The sequence below is a fragment of the Enterococcus sp. S86.2 genome, from assembly GCF_059834485.2.
The window spans coordinates 1357648-1379912 of sequence record NZ_CM206813.1; the positions used below are offsets into that span (position 1 = coordinate 1357648).

At 36.9% G+C, this 22265-nt stretch carries 21 protein-coding genes; 16 read left to right on the forward strand and 5 right to left on the reverse strand.

The window, feature by feature from the left end:
* Positions 1–5: 5 nt before the first annotated feature.
* The 6 genes from AC6R0T_RS06380 to holA all read left to right on the forward strand — a co-directional run bounded on the left by AC6R0T_RS06380 (position 6) and on the right by holA (position 6528).
* A complete protein-coding gene (locus tag AC6R0T_RS06380) occupies positions 6–1349 on the forward strand; it encodes a PFL family protein (protein WP_206904110.1) in 1344 nt (447 codons plus the stop codon).
* A gap of 12 nt (positions 1350–1361) precedes the next feature.
* A complete protein-coding gene (locus tag AC6R0T_RS06385) occupies positions 1362–1976 on the forward strand; it encodes an HAD-IA family hydrolase (RefSeq protein WP_303754258.1) in 615 nt (204 codons plus the stop codon).
* A 107-nt stretch (positions 1977–2083) separates the two neighbouring features.
* Positions 2084–2704, forward strand: coding sequence for a helix-hairpin-helix domain-containing protein (locus AC6R0T_RS06390; protein ID WP_303754257.1), 621 nt, complete (start codon positions 2084–2086; stop codon positions 2702–2704).
* 24 nt (positions 2705–2728) lie between these two features.
* Positions 2729–3214: a ComE operon protein 2 gene (locus AC6R0T_RS06395; protein WP_206904125.1), complete on the forward strand. Its 486-nt coding sequence runs from the start codon at positions 2729–2731 to the stop codon at positions 3212–3214.
* Between the two features lie 145 nt (positions 3215–3359).
* Entirely contained in the window at positions 3360–5462 is a 2103-nt protein-coding gene (locus AC6R0T_RS06400; RefSeq protein WP_303754256.1) for a DNA internalization-related competence protein ComEC/Rec2, read from the forward strand.
* A 43-nt stretch (positions 5463–5505) separates the two neighbouring features.
* Positions 5506–6528: a DNA polymerase III subunit delta gene (holA, locus tag AC6R0T_RS06405; protein ID WP_206904128.1), complete on the forward strand. Its 1023-nt coding sequence runs from the start codon at positions 5506–5508 to the stop codon at positions 6526–6528.
* A 66-nt stretch (positions 6529–6594) separates the two neighbouring features.
* Here holA and rpsT read toward each other — a convergent pair whose 3' ends face one another.
* Positions 6595–6849 carry a 30S ribosomal protein S20 gene (rpsT, locus tag AC6R0T_RS06410; protein WP_071864692.1) on the reverse strand — a complete coding sequence of 85 codons (255 nt, stop codon included), beginning with the start codon at positions 6847–6849 and terminating at the stop codon, positions 6595–6597.
* Positions 6850–7091: 242 nt separating this feature from the next.
* On the opposite strand from rpsT, the gene AC6R0T_RS06415 reads away from it, so the two are divergent.
* Both AC6R0T_RS06415 and AC6R0T_RS06420 read left to right on the forward strand, forming a co-directional pair.
* Positions 7092–8075 carry an inorganic phosphate transporter gene (locus AC6R0T_RS06415; protein WP_303754297.1) on the forward strand — a complete coding sequence of 328 codons (984 nt, stop codon included), beginning with the start codon at positions 7092–7094 and terminating at the stop codon, positions 8073–8075.
* A gap of 21 nt (positions 8076–8096) precedes the next feature.
* Positions 8097–8720 carry a DUF47 domain-containing protein gene (locus AC6R0T_RS06420; RefSeq protein ID WP_206904132.1) on the forward strand — a complete coding sequence of 208 codons (624 nt, stop codon included), beginning with the start codon at positions 8097–8099 and terminating at the stop codon, positions 8718–8720.
* A gap of 242 nt (positions 8721–8962) precedes the next feature.
* On the opposite strand, the gene AC6R0T_RS06425 is transcribed toward AC6R0T_RS06420, so the two are convergent.
* The 3 genes from AC6R0T_RS06425 to AC6R0T_RS06435 all read right to left on the reverse strand — a co-directional run bounded on the left by AC6R0T_RS06425 (position 8963) and on the right by AC6R0T_RS06435 (position 11386).
* On the reverse strand, positions 8963–9796 hold the full coding sequence (locus tag AC6R0T_RS06425; RefSeq protein WP_206904134.1) for an undecaprenyl-diphosphate phosphatase: 834 nt from the start codon (positions 9794–9796) through the stop codon (positions 8963–8965).
* Positions 9797–9997: 201 nt separating this feature from the next.
* On the reverse strand, positions 9998–10705 hold the full coding sequence (locus AC6R0T_RS06430; RefSeq protein WP_282461221.1) for a histidine phosphatase family protein: 708 nt from the start codon (positions 10703–10705) through the stop codon (positions 9998–10000).
* Positions 10706–10753: 48 nt separating this feature from the next.
* The gene (locus tag AC6R0T_RS06435; protein WP_303754255.1) at positions 10754–11386 is read right to left on the reverse strand and encodes an MBL fold metallo-hydrolase; all 633 of its coding nucleotides are present in this window, start codon (positions 11384–11386) and stop codon (positions 10754–10756) included.
* A gap of 138 nt (positions 11387–11524) precedes the next feature.
* Here AC6R0T_RS06435 and AC6R0T_RS06440 point away from each other — a divergent pair, with 138 nt between their 5' ends.
* From AC6R0T_RS06440 to AC6R0T_RS06460, 5 genes are all read left to right on the forward strand, one after another.
* Positions 11525–12220, forward strand: coding sequence for a B3/B4 domain-containing protein (locus AC6R0T_RS06440; protein ID WP_303754254.1), 696 nt, complete (start codon positions 11525–11527; stop codon positions 12218–12220).
* 54 nt (positions 12221–12274) lie between these two features.
* Complete coding sequence (locus AC6R0T_RS06445) at positions 12275–12655, forward strand: phage holin family protein (protein ID WP_282461218.1); 381 nt, start codon at positions 12275–12277, stop codon at positions 12653–12655.
* Positions 12656–12836: 181 nt separating this feature from the next.
* Complete coding sequence (locus tag AC6R0T_RS06450) at positions 12837–15182, forward strand: ATP-dependent DNA helicase (protein ID WP_230708440.1); 2346 nt, start codon at positions 12837–12839, stop codon at positions 15180–15182.
* A gap of 128 nt (positions 15183–15310) precedes the next feature.
* A complete protein-coding gene (locus tag AC6R0T_RS06455) occupies positions 15311–16219 on the forward strand; it encodes a YitT family protein (RefSeq protein WP_242595868.1) in 909 nt (302 codons plus the stop codon).
* A gap of 460 nt (positions 16220–16679) precedes the next feature.
* On the forward strand, positions 16680–19343 hold the full coding sequence (locus AC6R0T_RS06460) for an HAD-IC family P-type ATPase (RefSeq protein WP_303754253.1): 2664 nt from the start codon (positions 16680–16682) through the stop codon (positions 19341–19343).
* A 96-nt stretch (positions 19344–19439) separates the two neighbouring features.
* On the opposite strand, the gene AC6R0T_RS06465 is transcribed toward AC6R0T_RS06460, so the two are convergent.
* Positions 19440–19775, reverse strand: a complete 336-nt coding sequence (locus AC6R0T_RS06465) for a metal-sulfur cluster assembly factor (protein ID WP_303754252.1) — start codon at positions 19773–19775, stop codon at positions 19440–19442.
* A gap of 188 nt (positions 19776–19963) precedes the next feature.
* Between AC6R0T_RS06465 and AC6R0T_RS06470 the strand changes: the two genes are divergently transcribed.
* The 3 genes from AC6R0T_RS06470 (at position 19964) to AC6R0T_RS06480 (ending at position 22254) form a co-directional block, all read left to right on the forward strand.
* Positions 19964–20896: a dihydroorotate oxidase gene (locus AC6R0T_RS06470; protein ID WP_282461215.1), complete on the forward strand. Its 933-nt coding sequence runs from the start codon at positions 19964–19966 to the stop codon at positions 20894–20896.
* A gap of 314 nt (positions 20897–21210) precedes the next feature.
* Positions 21211–21720: a signal peptidase I gene (lepB, locus tag AC6R0T_RS06475; protein WP_206904166.1), complete on the forward strand. Its 510-nt coding sequence runs from the start codon at positions 21211–21213 to the stop codon at positions 21718–21720.
* A gap of 18 nt (positions 21721–21738) precedes the next feature.
* On the forward strand, positions 21739–22254 hold the full coding sequence (locus AC6R0T_RS06480) for a GNAT family N-acetyltransferase (RefSeq protein ID WP_303754251.1): 516 nt from the start codon (positions 21739–21741) through the stop codon (positions 22252–22254).
* Positions 22255–22265: the final 11 nt, after the last annotated feature.

Consider the following 22265-nt stretch of genomic DNA (forward strand, 5'->3'; position numbering starts at 1 on the left):
TAACCATGGAGACAAATCAGATTTTAGAAACCATTCGCATGGTAGAAGAAGAAAACCTGGATATACGTACGATCACAATGGGAATCTCTTTACTAGATTGTATCAGCGGCGATGTCAAAAAGACTTGTGACAATATTTATCAAAAAATTACAACTAAAGCTTTCGACTTGGTAAAAGTAGGAGAAGATATTGAAACGGAATTTGGTATTCCTATTATTAATAAACGTATTTCTGTAACACCGATTTCACTGATTGCTGCTGCAAGTGGAACAAAAGATTGCATTCCTTTTGCAAAAACTTTAGATAAAGCAGCAATTGCTTTAGGTGTAAACTTTATTGGTGGCTTTTCAGCTTTAGTTGAAAAAGGATATCAAGGTGCAGATGAGGCGTTGATTGCTTCAATTCCAGAGGCGTTAAAAGAAACGCAATTTGTTTGTTCTTCGGTTAATATCGGTTCTACCCGGGCGGGAATTAATATGGATGCAGTTAAATTAATGGGGGAAACAATCAAAAAAACTGCGGATGCTTCTGATATGGGGTGTGCCAAATTAGTTGTTTTTGCTAATGCAGTTGAGGATAATCCATTTATGGCTGGCGCCTTTCACGGCGTTGGTGAAGCTGATTGTGAGATTAATGTTGGTGTCAGTGGTCCCGGCGTTGTAAAACGAGCATTAGAAAAGGTGAAGGGCGAATCTTTTGATGTCGTAGCTGAAACTGTTAAGAAAACTGCTTTTAAAATTACGCGTATGGGTCAAATGGTCGGACAAGTTGCTTCAAAACGTTTAGGTGTACCCTTTGGTATTGTCGATTTGTCATTAGCACCAACGCCTGCTGTAGGAGACAGCGTGGCTTTAATTTTAGAGGAAATGGGTTTGGAATCAGTTGGAACCCACGGCACAACTGCAGCTTTGGCACTTTTAAATGACGCTGTAAAAAAAGGTGGCGTTATGGCTTGTAATCATGTCGGTGGATTATCGGGTGCTTTTATTCCAGTTTCTGAAGATGCAGGGATGATTAAAGCTGTTGAAAACGGATTATTGAATTTAGAAAAATTAGAAGCAATGACGGCAATTTGTTCAGTTGGTTTAGATATGATTGCTATTCCTGGTGATACGACTGCTGAAACGATTGCGGCAATGATTGCCGATGAGGCAGCGATTGGCGTGATTAATCATAAGACCACTGCAGTTCGGATAATTCCAGCTAAAGGACAAAAAGTTGGAGACATGGTAGAATTTGGTGGCTTGTTGGGTCGTGCGCCAGTAATGAAAGTTAATCCGGCTAAAAGTGCTGATTTTATCGCGCGGGGCGGCCGTATTCCAGCCCCAATCCATTCATTTAAAAACTAAAGGTTGATGAAAATGAAAGATTTTATTTGGGATTTTGACGGTACTTTATTTGATACGTACCCCAATATGTTAAAAGCTATTTTAAAAGTTTTGCAAGAAGAAGGTCTAAATCCTCCAAAAGAAGAAATTTATCGTCTTCTAAAAGAAAAATCTTCAAAAGCCGTCACAGAACGCTATGACTTAGACTTTGTTGATTTTTCCAAGCGATTTCATCAATATGAAGATCAGATGGATAAATGGCCGCATCCTTTTAAGGGCGTAAGAGAAATGTTATCGGCTGTAAAAGAGCAGGGTGGACAAAATTTTATTATGACCCATCGAACTGTTGCATCCACCAAAAAATTATTGGCCTATTACCAATTGACTGATTTTTTTGTTGAAATTGTCGGCGAAGAAAATAATTTTGCAAGAAAACCGAATCCAGAGGCGTTGCTTTATTTGCTTGCCAAATATCAGTTAATAAAAATGCAAACGGTGATGGTAGGTGATCGGCTTTTAGATATTACTGCGGGTAAACAGGCAGGGTTAAAAACCATCTTTTTTGATAATGAAGGCTTATTAAAAAATATCCCCGCAGATTACTACGTTACTGATTTTAATCAGTTACAAAATCTCATTACAAAATAAAAAAATCGTGAAGATTAGCTAAAGCTGGTTTTCACGATTTTTTTATTTAGAAATTATTGCAGTTTTTTTATTTCTTTTGCGTAAATAATTGTGAAAGGAGGAAGAAGATGGCATTTTTTTATGAACACAAAACACGAGTAATACTAGTTGGTGCAGTTTTGTCTGTCTTGTTGCTTATCGGCGGGTTTTTTTTCTGGCAAAAACAAAATGAAAAAAAGTCATGGGCGTCGTTACCTTTGGACTCGAGTAGTCAAATTGAACAGACAAAGGAAAGTAAAACAAAAGTAAAGACAATTACAGTTGATATTAAAGGAGAGGTCGCAAAACCAGGGGTGTATGAACTACCTATGGATTCTAGGATGCAAAAACTTGTTCAAGTAGCTGGCGGATTTACTAAAGGTGCCCTGCAAAAAGAAATTAATTTGGCCCAAAAATTGCAAGATCAACAGATGGTTTATGTACCAAATCAAAAAGAATCAACGTCTGTCAGTATTGGTAATGATTTAAGCGTCGGTAAACAGGCAACTTCCAATTCAGAAATGGTCAATATTAATACCGCAGATTTAACCAAGTTACAAACACTTTCAGGCATTGGCGAAAAAAAAGCGGAGGCAATTATTGCGTATCGGGAAGAAAATGGAAGTTTTAAATCAATAGAAGAGCTAAAAGAAGTTTCAGGAATCGGGGAAAAGACGGTTGAAAAATTACGTGCATCGATTACAATATAAATAAAATAATAAAGGAGCAACGCTATGGCTGATCAAAGAATCCCTTGGGACCAATATTTTATGGCACAAGCGGTACTTTTAGCATTACGCAGTACATGTACCCGTCTTGAAGTTGGGGCAACATTAGTAAAAGATAAACGCATTATTGCAGGAGGTTATAACGGGTCAGTTAGTGGTGATGTTCACTGCATCGATGATGGTTGTTATGTGGTAGATAACCATTGTATTCGCACCATTCATGCGGAAATGAATGCATTATTGCAATGCGCGAAATTAGGCATTTCCACAGATCAAGCAGAGGTTTATGTAACGCATTTTCCTTGTCTGCAATGTACCAAAGCGCTTTTACAAGCAGGTATTCGAAAAATCTACTACTTACACGATTATCGTAATGATCCATATGCGATTGAATTAATTGCACAAGTGGGAGCAACCGCCCAAAAAGTTGACTTAGATCCTGAATATTTTCAAAAACTTTCTTTTGGTTCTTTAAACGAAGTAACTGATTAACGATTTAGCTAATCGCTGGATTATCCCGAGTCTTGCGATGGTTCTTATTATCTGTGGTATTTATTTAAATTGTCCACTGCTATTTTTAATACTGTTTTTATATTGTGTCTATTTTTGCTGCAGCCGCCAGTTCAAACTTGTTTTTGTGATTGGGTTCTGCAGTCTTTTTATCGTACCACGGCTGCTGACAACTTTAGATAAAATTGATCATGATTATACATTAAAACAGGAGTTTATTTTAAAAGTTTCTGCAGATAGTCTAAAAATTAATGGGGATAATTTGAGTTTTCATGGCGAAAATCAACGTGGCGAAGTTTTTAGCTGTTATTATACTTTTCAAAGTGAGACAGAAAAAAAGCAGATAGTAAATAAAGACCTTCAGCAAAACTACGCTACTATTTTTGGCACGTTTACAAAAGGAAGAGGGCAGCGGAATTTAGCCAGCTTTAATCAACAAAAGTATTTGAGAAGCCATGGTTATTGTGGTGTGCTAAATAGCAAAAAAATTAATTGGCACGCTAAAAAAACTTTCACCTGGGATCAAGTGCGTGCTTTTTTTATTCGCCAGCTAAAGAGGAAGCTGCCACAAAAAACGAGTGCTTATCTTGGGGCATTATTTTTTGGCTATAAAGATCAAGACTTTAAACAAACGCAGGGCACATTATCACCAAGTGGTATTTTGCATTTTTTTAGTATCTCAGGTATGCATGTGCATATCTTTTTAGGGGCATGGTTAGGTTTATTACAATGTTTAAGGCTAACGTTAAAAGAAAGTCTGCTGCCAGTCCTTATTTTTGCTGTATTTATTCTCCTTTTGACAGGTGGAAGCGTTGGAATCTGGCGAGCAACTTTGCTTTTTATCTTAAACCTATTAATAAAATTTTTGCCGATTGTCTTATCACCAATGGATAAATTTGGTATTGTTCTTTTGCTATGTTTATTTAAAGAGCCGTTACTAATTTTCCAGACTGGCGGGCAATTATCCTTTATGATGGCGCTTTTATTGGTTATCACAGTCAATGAGCAAGGTAAGCTAAAAGACTTTAAAACGAGTAGTTGGTTAACCCTTTTGGCATTACCGTTAATTTGCTTTTATTTTTATGAATGGCCATTGTTGGGCGGTTTTTTAACTGTTACCTTATTACCAGTGTTCAAATTTTTTTTATTACCAGTAGGACTGGTGATTATAGTCAGTACATTTGTTATTTCGTTTGACTTTCTGATTCATTTATTTGAAAAATTTATTTTTCTCTTTGAAAGTCTTTTGGCAAATACCGTCCATTTTACTTTACCAATTGGCTGGGTACCGCCGTTATATGTCTTTTTACTAACTTTTTTAGGGATTTATCTGTACCAAAAGAAATTTTCTAAAATAAAACTAGCTATTTTACTGCTTTTTTTGCCATTTTTAATTAATCGCGTGACGTTTCCTTTAATGGTGGCTTTTGTGGATGTCGGTCAAGGCGATGCGATCGTTTTTAAAGCACCCTTTAACCGGGAAGTAATTTTAGTGGATACAGGTGGAAAAGTGCTTTTTCCACAGGAGAAATGGCAGCAGAAAATTCAAAACAGCAATGCCCAAAATACACTGGTACCTTTTTTAAAAGCTTGCGGGATTAAAAAAATTGATAGGGTAATTATTACCCATGGTGACAGTGATCATATGGGAGACTTAGATGTCGTATTGGAAGATTTTGATGTAAAGGAGTTAGTTTTAGGTGCAGGAAGTGAAAAACAGCCAAATATTGCAAAGTCTTTAAATCAGTTGCCCAAAAAAACAGATTTAAAACTGCTTTCTGGGGCAGTATCTGTCACCGGTTATTTTCCGTTACGTGTTTTTGCCCCCTTCAAAAGCAAAGGGGAAAATGAAGACTCCCTTGTTTTGCAAACTCAAATAAAAAAGCAACGCTTTTTATTGACTGGAGACTTAGATCAAGCTGGAGAAAAACAGCTGCTAAAAAAATACCAAAATTTAAAAAGCGATGTATTAAAGTTAGGACATCACGGGAGTAAAACCTCATCTTCGCCTATCTTTATTCAAGAGGTGGCACCAAAATCCGCTATTGTTTCCTGTGGCTTAAATAATCGTTTTAATCATCCGCATCAGGAAGTTTTAGAAACACTAAACAAACAGCAAGTCACAACTTTTCGCACCGATCAACAAGGGATGATTTATTATTCTTGGGGCTTTTTAGAACCTGTCGCAACGCCCAAAACCGTTCAAGAATCTGCTAGCCCTCCGCAGTAGAAAGTGTTAGGATGTAAAAAAGAGTCATTGTAAGGAGAAAAAAATGAAAGCCCAAGAAGCATTACAAGCAATTAAAGAAAAACCACTGGCACCGTTATATCTTATCTTAGGGACCGAAAGCTATTTGCAAGATCGCATCAAGCACGCTTTTATGGAGCGACTGCAATTACAAAAAGATGATTTAGACTTGGTTTATTTTGACTTGGAGCAGGACCCTTTAAATTTAGTCGTGGCAGAAGCGCAAGCACCGTCTTTGTTTTCTTTAGAAGATAAACGGTTAATCATTGCTGAAAATCCGTTGTTTTTGACTGCAGAAAAAAAGAGTAATGTGATTGAACAAGACTTAACAGATTTTTTAAGCTATTTAACCGATCCGGCGCAAAGTGGTGTCGTAGTTATGATTGCGCCTTATGAAAAATTAGACGAACGTAAAAAGGTCACCAAGTTGTTAAAAAAACAGGCGGTTGTAATCGATGTACAACCTTTAAAAGAACAAGACGTACAGCGTTATGTGCGCCAGACGCTAGCGGCTGCAAACATTCAGTTAGACCGCCAGGCTTTTGATACTTTTATGCAACTTACAGAAATGGATTTAACCAAAGCAATGCAAGAGTTGGATAAATTATTATTATACGGGGCAACGGGTGCGTCTTTAACAAAAGATGTGATTATACAGTTGGTGCCACAATCTTTGGAAAATAATATTTTTGAATTGACAGAAAATGTCTTAGCAGGTAATGCCGACAAAGCATTACGGATATATGAAGATTTACATCTACAAGGAGAAGAGACGATTAAAATCAACGCTATTTTAATCGGGCAGGTGCGCCTGTTGTTGCAGACTAAAATATTGATGAAGGCGGGCTATCAACAAGCCAACATTGCCCAGACGGTAAAGGTACATCCTTATCGTGTAAAATTGGCCATGCAGCAAGTAAAAAAATACGATGAAAAACAGCTTATGACGCTGTTTGATGAATTAGTCGAAAATGATTATCTTGTTAAAACGGGCCAGATGGATAAAGAATTTTTATTCCAACTTTTTGTTTTAAAAACCGCGCGATAAAAATTTTGCCAAACTTAATAAGTAAAAGAAAAAGCGTTGAAGAATTAACTTCAACGCTTTTTGAAACTACTTAGCGATTTTTTTGCTTAAACGAGCTTTATCGCGGTTAGCTTTATTTTTGTGGATCAAGCCTTTAGTTTCGGCCATATCGATCGCTTTGCTAGCTTCTTTATACAAAGCTTCTACGTTGTCGGCACCAGCTTCGACAGCTTGTTCGAATTTTTTGATGCTTGAACGCACAGCACTCATTTGAGATGAATTTTTAGCGTTAGCAGCAGTGCTAGTTTTCACGCGTTTGATTGCAGATTCAATGTTTGGCATAAGTTTCACCTCCGAATAAAAAGTTTTGCATGATAAGTCATACAAATCAACACTAATCATTATACCCAAACATTGTAAGCAATGCAATAAAAGTTGTAAAGAAATTTTACTTAACAGAAAAAGTTAAAAAAATAGCGCAAACAAAATTGAAATATGCTATGATACTAACGTAAAAAAACAAATCTGCTTTTTGGTGGTGTAATTTTTTGAGTATAGCATTAGTTGTAACGATTACCCTAGTAATGGGCGTTATTTTTGTCAACGGATGGACTGACGCACCCAATGCCATTGCGACGGCTGTTTCTACACGGGTTCTAAAACCAAACGTGGCAATCTGGATCGCGGTAATTATGAACTTTCTTGGCGCATTAGTGATGACTTATTTTAATGCACAAGTTGCAGAAACAATCAGTAATATTGTAAGTTTTGACGCCCAAGGGAATATCGGCGCCTCACAAGTAGCACTGGCAGCTTCACTTTTTTCAATTGTTGTCTGGGCAGTCGCGGCTTGGTATTTTGGTATTCCCACCAGTGAATCCCATGCGTTAATTGCTGGCTTAACTGGTTCAGCAATGGCTTTAGGCGGTCTTGGTGCCGTTAATGGACAAGAGTGGATTAAAGTGTTAATTGGTTTAGTCGTGTCTACAATCTTAGGTTTTGGTGGTGGCTATTTAATTACTAAGTTCATTGCGCTTATTTTTCGCGATGTTCCAAGAAGAAAAGCCAACAAGTTTTTTACTGTCGGCCAAGCTATTGCAGCGGCAGCCAATGCCTTTTTACATGGCGCTCAAGATGGGCAAAAATTTATGGGGGTCTTTATGTTAGGCCTTTACTATAACAATTTGGCCGAAAAAACTGGTGGTGGTTTTACCATTCCACTATGGGTAATGGCGTTATGTTCGATCACGATGGGGATTGGAACTTCCGTTGGTGGTATGAAAATTATTAAATCGGTCGGAATGGATATGGTGAAACTAGAAAAATATCAAGGCTTCTCTGCTGACGTAAGTGCAGCAATTGTTTTATTTCTAGCTTCAGTCTTTGGTATTCCAGTTTCCACTACCCATACTAAAACGACTGCTATTATGGGTGTAGGCGCATCAAGACGACTTTCCAGTGTGGATTGGCGGATTGTAAAAGAAATGATTTTTGCCTGGGTAATGACATTTCCAGGTTGTGGTTTAATTGCCTATTTAATGGCGAAATTATTTGTTGCAATCTTTTAATTTAGATAAGGAGCTTATACAATGGCACGAAGAAAACAATATGATTTTTTAGGTGCAATGGCACATTTGACCCAAAATGCAGCAGATGCGGCAGAAGTGTTAGTGCAATTAGTAAAAAATTATTCTGCAGAAACGCTAACATTAGAGGCAGAGAAAATTCATGATTTGGAAAAAGAAGGCGACCGCATTGTGACGGAGCTGACTAATGAATTGTATGATGCATTTATAACCCCTATTGATCGGGAAGATATTTTGATTATAGCAGAAAGAATCGATGATATTTTAGACGGGATTAATGCCTTGACTTATCTTTTTGAAAACTTAGCTATTACTAAAATGCGTCCACAAACAGATGAGTTTGCTAAAATGGTTTTAACAGCAACAAACGGAGTTCATACGGCGATGCTAGAATTTCCGAAGTTTAAACATTCAAAAACTTTGAAGAAAATGATTGATGAAGTAAATCAGGTTGAATCAGAGTCTGACCGCCTATATTCTGAATTGAAAAAAGGCTTGTTTACCGAAGAAACTGACGTTTTAGAAATTATTAAATGGAAAGACGTCTATGATCGTTTGGAACAAATCGTTAATGCTAGTGAAGATGCTGTGGATATTATTGACGGCATGGTAATTAAAAATACTTAATGAAAAGGTGCGGGCAAGTTTTATGACTTGTCCGCACCTTTTTTAAACAAAAAAATTTACGTTGACCTGCTAAGCTGAGATTTTTCAATAACGTAAAAGTTTCATCTAGCTATTTTTATAGCAAACACGTTTATTTTTAGCGACGTCTTTTTTAGTAAATGACGAGGTATTTTGCTAAGTTATAAACAAAAGGTGTGGCATCGCTTCGATGCCACACCTTTTCTTTTATTCAATGAAAAAAATTACATTGCGATTAGCCAATAACCAATTAAGATAACCCCTAAAATAATTCGGTACCAGCCAAAAATGGTAAAGTCGTTTTTCTTGATGTAGTTCATTAAAAATTTAATTGCTAATACTGAAACGATGAAAGATACGGCAGTACCAACTAATAATACAATTGTACTTTGGAAGCTAAAACTGTTGCCATGCATAATAAATTTTACAATTTTCAAACCACTGGCACCAATCATCGTAGGAATTCCCATAAAGAAAGAAAATTCGGTGGCAACAAAACGAGAAGCCCCGATTAAAATACCACCCAAGATTGTCGCACCAGAGCGGGAAGTACCAGGCACTAATGATAATACTTGGAACATCCCGACGATTAATGCTGCTTTGTAAGTAAATTTATTTAAATCTGTGCATTTTGGTGTTACATTTTTGTTGCGTTTTTCCACCACGATAAAAGCAATCCCGTAAATAATCAGCATCAATGCTACTGGGAAAAACTTATGGAAATGTGCATCTAACCAATCATCTAAAGGTAATCCGATAATAACTGATGGAATAACGGCTACAACAACTTTGAACCAAAGATTCCAAGTATCTTTTTTCTCAATCTCACTTTTACGAGGAGAAAAAGGATTCAATTTATTAAAGTAAAGATAGATAACCGCAAGTATTGCACCTAATTGAATCACAACGTTAAACATTGTCATAAAGGCTTCTGATTCTTGCAGCTTGATAAATTCATTAGCCAAAATTAAGTGTCCAGTACTACTAATTGGCAACCATTCTGTGATTCCTTCAATGATTCCTAGAATAATTGCTTTTAAAATGTTAAGCAAAAACATGCTTTCATTCCTTTCTTAACTTGATAAGTTTGTAGTTGGCACTAAGCGCCATAAAAAGATTACAGGCTATAGTATACCCTTAAATTTTTGGAAAACCAATTGCTTTATTGAGTCTTTTATAAAAAAAAGACAATCCGCAAAATTTTTTGACGGACTGTCTAAAGGGAAAATATTTTTTTAAAAACTTATTGAATTAAACGTTTAAGCTAGAAGGTTTTTTGAAATCTTTTTGCCCGCTTCAATAAAATTAGTAGAACCGACTTCTTCGATGGAAAAATTACCATTTTCGTCATAAGTTAACCGAGTGACACTCCCGTTTTGCAAATCGACCCGAACCGGTTGTGTTTCGTCGATTAAATTGAGTAAAAAGGCAATCGTGAAGCCGTGGGAAACAATGACAGCTTTGCCGCCACCTTTTTTTTGCACGCGATGTGCAATATCTTCAAAACCAGAAAGTACGCGATTTTTAATTGTTTCAAAATCTTCTGCCCAATTAGCAGTGTCGGCATCTTTAACAGCTTCAGCAATTTTTTCAAATGAAATGTTAGTTTCCCACATTTCTTCGCTGTCTTTAAAGTTTAAAACTCGAGGCAAAACACCCCACATTTCAGAATCATAACCACCTTCTAAAGAACCCCAGCACCACTCTCTGATGCGATTGTCTATCGAGTAAGGAATTTTATTTCCATCACTATGTTCACCTAAGACGATCCGCATAGTTTCGATTGCGCGGCCAGAATCACTGGAAACAGCTTCAACGAAGTCTGTTTCTTTTAAACCAAGACCTAAATAATGAATCATTTGGGCACCTTGTTCCGTTAGGGGAGTGTCACACCATCCTTGGGCTCTTTGCAGTGCATTAAACATTGTTTTGCCATGACGAATAACATAAAGTTCAACTTTTTCCATCTTGAAATCTCCTTTTTAATTCTTTAACTTTTAGTAAAATAGTAAATTCTAACGTGTTGCTAGAAAAAACGGATTGGATTTTTTTTCGCGTTCAACAGTAGTTGCCTCACCATGACCCGGATAGACGGGAAATTCATCTGGTAAAGTAAAAAGTTCTGTTTTGATACTGGTCAATAGCTGTTCAAGATTGCCTGTTGGTAAATCGGTACGCCCGATACTGCCACGGAATAAGGCATCGCCACTGATAACAAAAGAATCAAAAATAAAGCTAACACTCCCAATGGAATGACCCGGAGTTGCCACAACCTCAAAAGTCATGCCGCCTAGCGTGTATTCTTTTAATTCAAATAAAAAGTCTGCTGGTGCAACAAGAATGTTTTCCAGCTCATCGTGTCTTCCTAGGCCAGAAAGATTCATAATCGGATCTTGCAACCAATCTGCCTCTAAGGGACTAACATAAAGAGGGATGTTGTAGTAATCGCGTAATTCATCGACAGCTCCAATGTGGTCATAGTGGGTATGGGTCAATAAAATTGCTACCGGTTTTGCCTTTAACTTTTCTATTTCTTGGATAATAATTGGACCATCCGCACCGGGATCGATAATTAAAAGATTTTTTTTATCAGCTACTAAATAGCAATTTTCTTGAATTGCCCCGGTTGGAATTTTGATAATTTCCATTTCTTCGCCTCCAAACAACATTTGTCTCCTTCAGTATAGCGTAAAGAACAAAAACAAACAAAGGGAGATGTCTGAAGTAGCCCTTTGTATAAATATGCTATGATAAAAGAAAAAAGTTGCAGTGGGGGTAGAAAAAAGATGAAATTTTATCTGAGGGATAGTTTAGTTCAATTAGGTATGACAGCCATCGTACTAGCAAAAGTAACAAATGTTACACCAGATGTTCCGTTAACCAAAGAGTTGGAAAACTATATTACCGCAAGTGAAGAATTAGCGGCAAATTATGATCGAGAGGCGATTCGTGTTCATTCAGTTATTGCGGGTTATCGTGCCAAGATGCAAGCAATCGGTCAGAGTGTAAAAAAAAATCCCCCTACAGCAGAAGCCTTGATCAAAAATATTCAGCGACGTGGAAGTATGCCGCGGGTAAATAGTATTGTAGATTTATACAATGCAGAAGCACTGCACTCATTTTTGGCCATTGGTGCCCATGATTTTGATACCATTACTGAATTTGTTGAATTTACACGAGCCTATGAGGCGGCCGTTTTTTCCCCAATTGGCTCTAATGAAAAACAAGTTAGCGTAGGGGATATAATTTATCGCGATCAAAAAGGCGTGATGGCGTATCTTGATGCCCGTGATGGCGAAGCTTATAAAATCACGCCAAAGACGAAAAACCTATTATTAATCATGCAAGGAAATGCCAATACCGATGTCCCTTCACGAATCGTGGCATTAAAAAGAGTCTGTGAAAATATTAAAAAAATATGTCCTTTATCAGCTTATGAAATTGCTGTTGTTACGCAAAAAGATGACACTTTTTTTGAATAATTTTTGACATCTTTGCTGCTTTCTTCGTTGTTATAATGAAGGGGGGAGAAGAAGATGTATCAAGAGTTTTGGCATTTTTTATTGTATTTGCAAGGTACTGGGATTTTTAATGTAGTAGCAGTTTTAGCAATTGCGATGATTTTTGACTTTTTTAGTGGTATGGTAGTGGCTAAAATCAAAAGGGTGATATCTTCTCGGATTGGCATTAATGGGATTATTCGAAAACTGGCAAGCATGTTATTGTTACTGTTCTTTGTTCCAGTCGCCTTTATTTTGCCAGCTAAAACGGGTGTCGCCATGTTATGGGTCTTTTATTTAGGCTACTTATGTTTAGAAATTGAATCTATTTTTGAAAACTATCGTAAACTTGGCTTTGATATGACGATCTTTACAAAGTTTTTGGCCGAAATCGTTGCATTATGGAAACGCAAATAAAAACCACAAAATAAATGAATTGACTTAAAAAAGCTGTGACAAAAGTGTCATGGCTTTTTTGCTTTTAAAAGACCTATATAGCTCTAATAGAAAAGTCAGCTTCCAGTTGTTTTGGTTTTTAATTTCTGTTAAATTGAGTTGTATTTTAAAAAGATGACTTAAATTATTGGGAGGTGAGTCTTTGCAAAGTGCGAGAGTTTCAGTTAGAAAACTAGTGACCTTTATTTTGCGTAAAGGGAGTATCGATAGTCGTCATACAAGTAGTCATACAGCCCAAGAAGGTGCCAAAATTCACCGCCGTCTGCAAAAAGCTGCCGGAGACGACTATCAAAAAGAAGTCTTTTTAAAGCAGACTGTTAAAATAAATAATGACGAACTTACAGTAGAAGGGCGTGCGGATGGACTATTTGCCAATGAGGTAGGCTATGTGATTGATGAAATTAAAACATCTGAAACACCTTTTGAGGAATTACCGCCGGAACAAAAAGAATTATTCTTTTATCAAGGTATGGTTTATGCTTATATTTACGCTTTACAACAAGAATTAACGACAATTAGTGTTCAGTTAACGTATTTTCAAACAATTGAAGAGAAAATTACAAAAGAAATTCGCCAATTCCAGTTGGAAGAATTGGCTGATTTTTTTGGCGATTTAACCAACGAGTACCAAAAATGGTTAGAATTTCAAAACAACTGGCGTAGAGTTCGCAATACGTCCTTACAGCTTTTGCAATTTCCATATGATGAATTTCGGATTGGGCAAAGAGAGCTAGCTGTTGCAGCCTATAAAACCTTAAAAACACAACAGCGGCTTTTTGTTGAAGCACCCACAGGTACCGGTAAGACGATTTCAACACTTTTTCCAGCTTTAAAGGCATTAGGAGAAGAAGACAACGACCGCATTTTTTATCTAACAGCAAAGACCATTACCCGCCAAGTAGCAGAAGACGCCTTAAAATCCCTTAGTGGTGAAAAAGGTGCCCAAGTAAAAAGTGTTACACTCACTGCCAAAGATAAAATTTGTTTTTTGACGGAACGCAACTGCACCCCAGAGCACTGTCCTTTTGCTAACGGGTATTACGATCGCATTAACGAAGGTTTATGGGACTTATTGCATCACGAAAATCAAATTACTAGACCAATTATTGAAAAATACGCGAAAAAACATACCCTTTGTCCTTTTGAGTTGTCCCTTGATGTTAGTTTATGGTGCGATGTTATTGTAGGGGATTATAATTATTTATTTGACCCCACTGTGTATTTGCGCCGTTTTTTTGAAGAAGAAGAAAACTATTATTTTTTAATTGATGAAGCCCATAATCTAGTCGCTCGTTCAAGAGAAATGTATTCTGCTAGTATTAATCGGCAAAGCGGGGAACATTTACTAGCATTACTACCAAAAAAAGAGCGGAAATTACGGCGGGCGTTAACTTCATTGGATGATGAGTTTAGCCTAATTGAGACAGCAGTCACAAAGAAAAATGATATTTTTTTCTCCCAAACGCCACCGGCCGAGACTTTAAATAAAAGATTGTATAAAGTTTCTGAAAAACTCCAAGAGTGGTTGGGCGAAAATCCGAAAGACAAAGCCCAAGAAATCGCATTAAATTACTACTTTGCTGTATTAAATTATCTTAAAATTAGCGAACTTTACGACGATCATTATGTCACGACAGTTACCCGTAACTACCACGATGTTACCTTAAAACAATTTTGTCTTGATCCGGCGCCGTTTTTAGAGCAAATGCTAGCAAAAGGGAAAGGAGCGGTTTTATTTTCTGCCAGTTTTACACCATTAGATTACTATCAAGATGTTTTAGGCGGAGGCAGTGAGGCATTGCGTTATCGTTTGCCCAGTCCTTTTCCCAAAGAAAACCAAGGGTTATTTTTATTGGACTATATTCCGACAACTTACAAAAATCGCGAAAAAAGCTTGCCAGATTTAATTTTGGCTATTTATGAGATGGCAACAGCCAAAACAGGCAATTATTTCGTTTTCCTACCTTCATATGCGTATTTGGATTTAGTAGCTGAAGATTTCAAAAAAACTTATCCTAACATACAGGTAATGATTCAAAATACTGAATTAACTGAAATAGAACGAGAAAACTTTTTAGCGGCCTTTGTAGCTGAACCTAAAACTTCTTTAGTTGCATTTTGTGTACTCGGTGGTGTTTTTTCAGAAGGAATTGATTTAAAAGCAACTCGTTTGATCGGCAGTATGGTGGTAACTGTTGGTCTGCCTCAAATCAATCCTGAACAAGAATTACTAAAAGACTATTACGGTGGCAAAAAAGGGTTTGATTATGCATATCGACTGCCGGGGATGAACAAAGTCCTACAAGCAGCCGGTCGTGTCATCCGAGATCAAAATGATTATGGTGTGGTTTTATTAGTAGATCAACGGTTTGAAAATTCTGATTATAAGGCCCTTTTTCCGGCGCATTGGCAACATTATCTGTCAATTAACAATCGTCAGGAACTAAAACAAAATTTATTGCATTTTTGGGCACAAAAAAATAGCTAAAATGATTGCATTAACAGCAACAACTGCTATATTAGAAATGGAATGATATTGTCAAAATTGATATGAAATAAATTATCACAAAAAGGAGTTTGAAGGTAGTGACAAAAGTTTGGCAGCAGCACCTGCAAATGGAAATGATGAAAAAAATTGGAGTTGTTTTGCTCTCAGGCGTAATCGCTGCGGTGGCACTGAACTTCTTTTTAATCCCAGCACAAGTCTTAGCAGCAGGGATGAACGGGGTCGCACAAATTGTTGTCTCATTAGGACAACAATACTTAGGTATCACTTTTGATACTGGGATTTTTATTTTCTTATTAAATGTGCCAATTTTTGTCGTGGGCTTTTTAAAATTGGGGAAAGCCGCAACATTTTGGAGTTTTATGAATGTTATTAGTGTTTCTTTATTCACTATTATCATTCCACAAGGAGAAGTGACAAATAATATCTTGATGAATGCCATTGTTGGTGGAGTCTTATTAGGTGTCGGTGGTGGCCTGTCTTTGAAATTTGGGTTTACTACCGGTGGTTTAGATATCGTTTCGCTTATTTTATCCAACACGACCGGGAAAACTGTCGGTAATTTTATGTTGTTACTAAACGGGATTATTGTTTTGATTGCTGGTTTTATTTTTAACTGGGAGAGCGCACTATATACGATCATTTCTATTTATGCGATGAGTCACGTCGTTGATGCAATTCATACAAGTCATCAAAAAGTGACGGCTTTTATTATCACAACAAAACCAAATGAAGTCGGGCAGAACATTTCAGAACATGTTTTTCGTGGAATGACGTTACTACCTTCAATGGGAGGGTATTCTGGGGTGGAAGGCAAAATGATTATGATGGTTGTCACCCGTTATGAATTATATGATTTAGAGCAGGCAATTTTAGAAGTGGATGAAAATGCTTTTGTCGATTTTGTACCAACACAATCTATTATCGGACGTTTTGCTAGTGAAGATGATCAACGAACGTTTAAAGCAACAGGAGTCTTTCCTGAAATTAAAATGACGAAGAAAAAAAGCCATAAATAATTCCTTTAAAAATGTTAGCTATTGTTAGCTATAAAGTGAAATAAAAAGTAAACGAACAATTCAAATTATCCATACTCTCTTTAAGTAATTTACTTGTGAGAAGAGAGTGACAGTTAAATGAAGTGTTCGTTTTTTTTTATTATTCTAAAATAATTTTAAGAAATTTAAGAAAAATATAAATTAAAAGAAGTCTACTACTTTTTTTAAAAAAAGACTTTTTCTTTTTTTATAACATATGCTATTTTGAAAGTAGGAAATAAATTTATGTGCAAAAAATAAATTTATTCACTTGCTAATGAAAGGGGATGGTATTTTTGGACGACGACTCGCCTGAGGGAGAGCAGAAGTTTTTAGTTTGTTTGACTTACTTTTTAATTGAATAAAAAATAAAGCACGTCATTGACCGTTGTGTCTGTGAGGGGCTTATTTGTCGTTTATTCAAAAATAAAGGAGTACAAACATGGAAAAATATCAAGATTTTCAGTTGGAAAAACAAGAACTATTAAAAAAATATGGTGTACGAGAAGTTGCATTAGGTCTTGGTGAGGATGAGGCCAAAAGAAGGTTGCAAAAAGATGGTTTGAACCAGTTAACGAGTCAGAAAACTCCCAAATGGAAATTACTGTTGCGACAATTTCACAATATGATTATTTACATTTTATTATTTGCGGCTGTTTTGACGTTGTTAATGGGACATGTTTCAGATGCGATTATCATTGCTGTGGTTGTTATTGTCAATGTATTAATCGGCTACTACCAAGAGGCAAGTGCTGCAGATGCACTAGAAAAAATCAAAGGATTGTTGTCGCAAGAAGCGACAGTTTATCGCGATGGCATTCGGCAAGACATCGCAGCTGAAAAATTGGTGGTAGGCGATGTTGTCTTTTTAGAAGCTGGCGATAATGTTCCTGCCGACTTAAGAATGGTCGAAACCGACAATTTACGTATAAAAGAGTCTTCATTGACCGGAGAGGCTGATTCGGTAGAAAAAAATGCGGACCAAATCAGTGAAGCTGCTACGCCGCTAGCAGAAAGAAACAACTTAGCTTTTGCCTCAACTGCAGTCACAGCGGGCAGTGGTATTGGAATTGTTATTGCCACTGGTGCACACAGTGAAATTGGAAAGATTTCAACAGAAGTTGCCCAAACAAAAAGTGAAAAGACACCTTTAATGAAAGAAATTGATAATCTGGGAAAAGGGATTACTTGGGTAATTATCGGCGTTTCGGTTCTTTTATTTATCCTAAGTCTTCTGTTAGAAACCTATGCAATTTCGGTTCTAACACTGGCGGTGGTGACTATGATTGTGGGCTCAATTCCAGAAGGACTGCCGGCAACGACATCTGTTGTTTTGGCCATGGGAGTAAATGAGATGGCAAAAAAAAATCATACCATTGTCAAAACGCTTCCAGCTGTCGAAACATTAGGATCAGTTGCGGTGGTTGCAACCGATAAAACGGGGACCTTAACCAAAAATGAAATGACCGTAAAGGACATTATTTTTTCAAAACGTCAATTAAAAGTCTCAGGAGATGGGTATGACCCCACCGGTGCTATTCTTAGCGCTGATAATCAAGTTGTCGAATTAGATGAAGAATTAAAGTTGTTTTTAGAAGCGGGATTTGAAGCCAACGATACTGTTTTGCATAATGAAGCTGGCTGGCAAATTAATGGTGAACCAACAGACGGTGCCTTTTTAACATTGTATTATAAGCAATTTCCCTTCCCTAAAAAAACAGAGTATACCGAAATTGACATGTTGCCATTTGACTCAGATTACCGATATATTGCTAAATTAGTAGAGAAAAAAGATGGGCAGCGAATTTTATTTATCAAAGGGTCCCCTGATAAATTGTTTTTAATGGCAAAAGCCAATGGAAAACAAAAATTTGCTGAGGACTATTGGACAAATCAGGTAACCAACTTAACTGAGCAAGGAAAACGAGTTGTTGCGGTTGGGTACCAAGTTGTGAGCAATTTGGTTACACAAATTACACCTGAGCTTTTAAACAAAGGCATTCATTTTCTCGGAATTGCCGGCATTATCGATCCACCAGAAGAATCGGTGATACCTGCGTTAAAGGAAATGAATCAAGCTGGGGTGAGTGTCAAAATGATTACAGGTGATCATCCGCTGACAGCAAAAGCAATTGCAGAAAAGCTCAATTTGGCACCTGAAGTTTCAGTTATCACTGGAGGCCAACTAGAGCAAATGTCCCCACAAGAACTAGAACAAGCAGTAGTAGAAAATCAAGTGTTTGCAAGAACGACACCGCAAAATAAATTGGAAATTGTTGCTGCCCTCCAAAAAAATGGCTTGGTGACAGCGATGACTGGAGATGGCGTGAATGATGCGCCAGCATTAAAAAAAGCCAATATTGGTGTTGCAATGGGGAAAAAAGGAACGGATGTGGCCAAAGATTCAGCAGATATGATTTTAACTGACGATAATTTTGGCACAATGGCAGTTGCGATTCGTGAGGGGCGCAGGATTTATGACAATATCAAAAAGAGCATTCTCTTTTTGTTGCCAACTTCTTTTGCAGAAGGGTTGATTATCGCCTTTACAATATTATTGCAAAAAGATATGCCGCTACAGCCTACACAGTTGCTTTGGATTAACATGGTTTCAGCGATTACGATTCAATTTGCCTTCATTTTTGAACCGGCAGAAGCCAATATTATGACACGAAAACCAAGGCAGTCAACGGGACGAATATTTAATCGCCATGACATTTTTCAAATGGGCTATGTCTCTATTTTAGTGGCCGCTATCAGCCTGATTTCATACGAATGGTTGCTTTTGCAAGGTGTGACGAGGGTCGTGGCTAGTACGATGATGATTAATATCGTTGTTTTAAGCAAGATTTTTTACTTGTTTAATATTCGAACGAAAGCGCCACTTTTTTCAAAAAGTTTCTTTACTAATCCCAAAGCCTTTTGGATTAGCGGAACTATGCTTTTGTTGCAGATTGCACTAACATATCTTCCGTTTATGCAAAACTGGTTTTATACAGCCGCTTTATCGCCTTTGGAATGGGGAATCGCTGTGGCAGCCGGGGTCATGATATTAGCTATCACTGAATGTGATAAATTATTACGCATAAAAAATAAGGCTAAATAAAAAATTGAAAATTGTTTTTGTAAAGATAAAAAGATAAAAGGCGTAACCTTTCCTGTGGTTTAGGGAAAGGTTACGCCTTTAAATTTCTATTAAAGTTTAGCGAATACCCAAAGCAATTCGGGCATAACGGCTCATTTTATCAGTAGTCCAAGCAGGGTACCAAACCAGTTTAACTTCCGTTTTAATAACTTCTGGCACTTCAGCTAGCGCTTGATGGATTTGATCGGTCAAAATATCAGCCAAAGGACACCCCATGGTGGTCAAGGTCATTTTAATGACGGCTTCTCCTGTTTCGCCTTCAAATTCAATATCATATATTAAACCAAGATTGACAATATCGATCCCTAATTCAGGGTCAATCACAGTTTCTAATGCGGTTAAAATACGTTCTTTGATTTCTTCAATTTCTTGTTCGGTGCGGATTTCATTCATAACTGCAACCTCCTTTAGAATTCTGTTCAAATAATAACTTGTTTTTGGGTATTTGTAAATCATCTGTGTGCTAAAAAAAGAAAGACGAACAAAAAACAAGAATTATGCGTAAGTTTTATTGTTACTATTGAATTTATGCTAAAAAGCCGCTATGCTAAGTCCAACAAAAAATGAAATGAGGCGATTTTGTGTTAACCACCAACTTTTTGGACTTTGATTTTGAAAATCCCTTTATGAATGCTTCGGGTGTTCATTGCATGACCATAAAAGAACTTGACGAACTAAGTACTTCAGCAGCAGGCGCTTATATTATGAAAAGTGCGACACCTAAAAAGCGAGCAGGAAATAGCGAGCCGCGTTATTACGATGTTCCTTTAGGTAGTATTAATTCGATGGGGTTGCCTAATTTAGGTTTTGAGTACTATTTAGAATATGCCTTGAAACAACAAGAAAACACAAAACGCCCCCTATTTTTCTCAGTTGCCGGAATGAGTGTGGCAGAAAATATTGCGATGTTAAAAGAAATTGAAGCCAGCGATTTTGCAGGGGTAACTGAATTAAATTTATCTTGTCCTAATGTTCCAGGCAAGCCGCAAGTTGCTTATGATTTTGAGTTGACAGAAGAAACATTAAATCAAGTTTTTACATTTTTTACCAAGCCTTTAGGTGTGAAATTGCCACCGTATTTTGATATGGCACATTTTGATCAAATGGCAGAAATTTTAAATAAATATCCGTTAGCTTACGTGAATTCTATCAATAGTATTGGAAATGGCTTATATATCGACACAACCAGCGATCAAGTCGTCATTAAACCCAAAGAAGGCTTCGGTGGAATTGGTGGTCAATACGTAAAACCAACGGCTTTAGCCAATGTGCGAGCTTTTTATACACGTTTAAAACCAGAAATTAAAATCATCGGAACCGGCGGTATTTTAACAGGCCAAGATGCCTATGAGCATTTATTGTGTGGCGCTACGATGCTACAGGTGGGAACGCAACTGCAAAAAGAAGGACCGGCTATTTTCGAGCGTTTGACAAAAGAGTTGGCTAGCATTATGACTTTAAAAGGCTATCAAACAATTGATGAATTTCGGGGAAAATTAAAAGTCATTGACTAATTAGCAAAAAAGATTGTACCTCAAAAGGTATAATCTTTTTTACTACCAAAAGAAAACTACAATAGTAGGTACTTTAAAAAATTAAAATGAAACGATCAAAAAAATGTGTTGAATTTCTTTTTTCATAAATTTTGTGATTTACTTACGAGAATCTTCCTTTTTGCTTAAATGGATATTCATTGAAATACCGGTGTCGTTATTATATATTTATTGTAAGAAGGTTCTAATCCTAGCGTAAGTTATGGAATAGAGTCGGGTTACGTTATAAATTTTTATCAAGAACATTAAAAAGAGCCGGCTAAAGGATGTTGTTTATGAAGAAGATGAAGATATCTGTTCGTGATATCGCGATTTTTGGTGGTTTTATCGCCATTTTAATAATCATTCGAATATTTATTTTCTCCCCAGTAATTGTTGACGGCTCATCAATGGCACCAACGCTTTACGATGGTGATCGGGGGTTTGCCTTGAAAATCGGCAAGTTGCAGCGGTTTAGTATCGTTGTATTAAATAATCCAGATCAATTTAGTGAAGAGGAAAAATTCATTAAACGGATCATTGGTTTGCCAGGAGAAAAAATCGAATACAAAAACAATAACCTTTTTATTAATGATAAAGCCACTTCCGAAGGGTTTAAAACCGGTGATATGGTATGGGAGATGGATAATTTTACTTATCGCATTCCTAAGGGTGAATATTTTGTTTTAGGAGATAACCGAGATCACTCGACAGATAGCCGTAATTTTGGTTCCATCCACCGTGATGAAATTATCGGCGCATTTCGTTTGCGCTTTTACCCAATTAGTTCGTTCCGTTTATTTTAACTAAGGAGTTTAAGCAGTATGGAAATAAGATTAGCAACTTTTATGGACTTACCTGTGATTATGGAAATTATTGCAGATGGACGAGCTTCTTTAAAAGCTCAAGGATCCCCTCAGTGGCAAGATGGCTATGGACCTGATGAAGACCAAATGACAAAAGATGTGGCAAATAAATTCTGTTGGGTTGCCATAATGGAAGGCAGTATCGTGGCAGTTGCAAGTTTAGTCGAAGGAATTGATCCTGTTTATACTGCTATTTGTGGTCGTTGGATGACAGTTGACCGTAAGGATTATGTGTCAATTCATCGCGTAGCGGTTAGCAAAAATTTTGCCAAAAAAGGAATTGCCAAAAAATTTTTAGCTGCTTTAATTAATAGTGCCGAAAAAAAGGGGTTTAAAGATATTCGAATTGATACGTATCCAGAAAATTTTCCTATGATCAAGACGATCAATGCGCTTGGATTTAGTTATTGCGGTCAAGTTGAATTTCCCATTCCGTCAGGTCTACGAAACGCATATCAGTTGATAACGCAATAAAGTTAGTTATT

Excerpts from the sequence above, each read along its gene's own strand:
- AC6R0T_RS06380 (WP_206904110.1), top strand. The coding sequence starts at position 6 with ATGGAGACAAATCAGATTTTAGAAACCATTCGCATGGTAGAAGAAGAA.
- AC6R0T_RS06385 (WP_303754258.1), top strand. The coding sequence starts at position 1,362 with ATGAAAGATTTTATTTGGGATTTTGACGGTACTTTATTTGATACGTAC.
- AC6R0T_RS06390 (WP_303754257.1), top strand. The coding sequence starts at position 2,084 with ATGGCATTTTTTTATGAACACAAAACACGAGTAATACTAGTTGGTGCA.
- AC6R0T_RS06395 (WP_206904125.1), top strand. The coding sequence starts at position 2,729 with ATGGCTGATCAAAGAATCCCTTGGGACCAATATTTTATGGCACAAGCG.
- holA (WP_206904128.1), top strand. The coding sequence starts at position 5,506 with ATGAAAGCCCAAGAAGCATTACAAGCAATTAAAGAAAAACCACTGGCA.
- rpsT (WP_071864692.1), bottom strand. The coding sequence starts at position 6,849 with ATGCCAAACATTGAATCTGCAATCAAACGCGTGAAAACTAGCACTGCT.
- AC6R0T_RS06415 (WP_303754297.1), top strand. The coding sequence starts at position 7,092 with ATGGGCGTTATTTTTGTCAACGGATGGACTGACGCACCCAATGCCATT.
- AC6R0T_RS06420 (WP_206904132.1), top strand. The coding sequence starts at position 8,097 with ATGGCACGAAGAAAACAATATGATTTTTTAGGTGCAATGGCACATTTG.
- AC6R0T_RS06425 (WP_206904134.1), bottom strand. The coding sequence starts at position 9,796 with ATGTTTTTGCTTAACATTTTAAAAGCAATTATTCTAGGAATCATTGAA.
- AC6R0T_RS06430 (WP_282461221.1), bottom strand. The coding sequence starts at position 10,705 with ATGGAAAAAGTTGAACTTTATGTTATTCGTCATGGCAAAACAATGTTT.
- AC6R0T_RS06435 (WP_303754255.1), bottom strand. The coding sequence starts at position 11,386 with ATGGAAATTATCAAAATTCCAACCGGGGCAATTCAAGAAAATTGCTAT.
- AC6R0T_RS06440 (WP_303754254.1), top strand. The coding sequence starts at position 11,525 with ATGAAATTTTATCTGAGGGATAGTTTAGTTCAATTAGGTATGACAGCC.
- AC6R0T_RS06445 (WP_282461218.1), top strand. The coding sequence starts at position 12,275 with ATGTATCAAGAGTTTTGGCATTTTTTATTGTATTTGCAAGGTACTGGG.
- AC6R0T_RS06455 (WP_242595868.1), top strand. The coding sequence starts at position 15,311 with ATGGAAATGATGAAAAAAATTGGAGTTGTTTTGCTCTCAGGCGTAATC.
- AC6R0T_RS06460 (WP_303754253.1), top strand. The coding sequence starts at position 16,680 with ATGGAAAAATATCAAGATTTTCAGTTGGAAAAACAAGAACTATTAAAA.
- AC6R0T_RS06465 (WP_303754252.1), bottom strand. The coding sequence starts at position 19,775 with ATGAATGAAATCCGCACCGAACAAGAAATTGAAGAAATCAAAGAACGT.
- lepB (WP_206904166.1), top strand. The coding sequence starts at position 21,211 with ATGAAGAAGATGAAGATATCTGTTCGTGATATCGCGATTTTTGGTGGT.
- AC6R0T_RS06480 (WP_303754251.1), top strand. The coding sequence starts at position 21,739 with ATGGAAATAAGATTAGCAACTTTTATGGACTTACCTGTGATTATGGAA.